Here is a 1,903-nt window from a genome sequence, read left to right as displayed (position 1 = left end):
ATGGTCGAGCGCTTCGAGACCCGCAAGCTCGTCGACCGGGCCAAGGGCCTGCTCAACGAGAAGATGGGCCTGACCGAGCCCGAGGCGTTCCGCTGGATCCAGAAGGCGTCGATGGACCGCCGCCTGACCATGCAGGACGTCGCCAAGGCGATCATCGAGCAGCTGGCCCCCAAGAAGTAACGAGACACCACTTTTCCGATGAGACCCCCCGCGATGCGGGGGGTCTCATCCGTTTCATGGTGTCTCGCCGTCGCACCGGCCGGTATGCCGCGCCGCCGCTCGGTCCGGGGTCAGCGGTCCTTGATCAGGTTCGTGATGCGCACGGTCGAGCAGCGCTTGCCCGCCTCGTCGGTGATGGCGATCTCGTGCACCGTCATCGACCGGCCGAGGTGGACGGGCGTGCACACCGCCGTGACGCGGCCGCTCGTCGCCGACCGCGTGTGGGTGGCGTTGATGTCGGTGCCCACCGCCAGGCGTCCGGGCCCCGCATGCAGGTTGGCCGCCATCGACCCCAGCGACTCGCCGAGCACGACGTACGCGCCCCCGTGCATCAGCCCGACCGGCTGCGTGTTGCCCTCCACCGGCATCGTGGCCACGCAGCGGTCGATCGCGAACTCCGTGAACTCGATCCCCATCTTCTCGGCGAGGGCGCCGATGCCGCGGCTGGCGACCCATTCGAGGCCGGTTTCGGTCGCGGTCCGCTGGTCGGTCATGTCCTGCTCTCGGTTCGGGCTGTCCCACCTGCTCGTTAGGCTGGATGGGTGACGGATGCCGCAAAGCCTACCCTTCTGATCGTCGACGGCCATTCCCTGGCATATCGGGCGTTCTTCGCCCTCCCGGTGGACAACTTCACCACCAAGGACGGTCAGCACACCAACGGGATCTACGGGTTCCTGTCGATGTTCGTGAACCTGTTGAAGGCCGAGAAGCCCACGCACGTGGCGGTCGCCTTCGACACCTCGCGGCAGTCGTTCCGCACCCGCGAGTACGCCGAGTACAAGGCGAACCGCTCGGAATCGCCGGCGGAGTTCAAGGGGCAGATCCCGCTGCTGCAGGAATGCCTGCAGGCCATGAACATCACGGTGCTGCAGAAGGAGGACTTCGAGGCCGACGACATCCTCGCCACCCTCGCCACCGAGGGGGCCGCCGCCGGTTTCCACGTGCTCGTGTGCTCCGGCGACCGCGACACCATCCAGCTCGTGAACGACGACATCACCCTGCTGTACCCGAGCGTGCAGGGCGTGTCGCAGCTGAAGCGCTACGACCCTGCAGCGGTGGTCGAGAAATACGGTCTGCCGCCGGAGAACTACCCCGACATCGCGGCCCTCGTGGGCGAGACCAGCGACAACCTCCCCGGCGTGCCGAAAGTGGGGGAGAAGACGGCGCTCAAGTGGCTCACCCAGTACGGCACGCTGGACGCGCTGCTCGAGCACTCGGGAGAGATCAAGGGCGTGGTCGGCGGGAACCTGCGCGACCACCTCGACGATGTGCGCCGCAACCGCACCCTCAACCGCCTGTTGCGCGATGTCGAGCTGCCCGTCACTCCGCAGGACCTCGCGGTGCAGCCCATCGACGCCCAGGCCGTGCGCGACATCTTCGCCCGCCTCGAGTTCCGCACGCTCCTGCCGCGGGTGTTCGAGGCCGCCGGCGCCATCGACCCGGGACCGGGCCCCGACGCCGTGCCGGCAGCCACCGCACCGACGCCTGCCGAGACCGATGCAGCGGGACTCTCGGAATGGCTGGATGCCACGAGCGGCGAGGTGGCCGTGACCGTCACGGTCTCCGGCGGCCTGCCGCAGCGAGTGGGTCTTGCCACCGCCGACGCCGCCGTCGAGGTCGCCTGGAACGACGAGACCGCCGCCGTGCTGACCCCGTGGCTGGCCTCGGACGCGCCGAAGGTGCT

Annotated in this window: 3 protein-coding genes; 2 read left to right on the top strand and 1 reads right to left on the bottom strand. The window is 68.7% G+C overall.

Annotation, left to right across the window (positions count from 1 at the left end; genetic code table 11):
* Nucleotides 1-180 (top strand): ANTAR domain-containing response regulator (locus tag NQ160_RS23140; RefSeq protein WP_257517360.1); only part of this gene is annotated, 180 nt, incomplete at its 5' end.
* 110 nt (nucleotides 181-290) lie between these two features.
* On the opposite strand, the gene NQ160_RS23135 is transcribed toward NQ160_RS23140, so the two are convergent.
* Nucleotides 291-713, bottom strand: coding sequence for a hotdog fold thioesterase (locus tag NQ160_RS23135; protein ID WP_257517359.1), 423 nt, complete (start codon nucleotides 711-713; stop codon nucleotides 291-293).
* Nucleotides 714-761: 48 nt separating this feature from the next.
* On the opposite strand from NQ160_RS23135, the gene NQ160_RS23130 reads away from it, so the two are divergent.
* Nucleotides 762-1,903, top strand: a 1,142-nt coding sequence (locus tag NQ160_RS23130; RefSeq protein WP_308211522.1) for a 5'-3' exonuclease H3TH domain-containing protein, incomplete at its 3' end; no start/stop codon positions are given.

This window comes from Microbacterium sp. zg.Y909 (genome assembly GCF_024626565.1).
The sequence above is the reverse complement of the archived record's forward strand: the minus strand, read 5'-3'. Positions and strand labels throughout refer to the sequence as shown.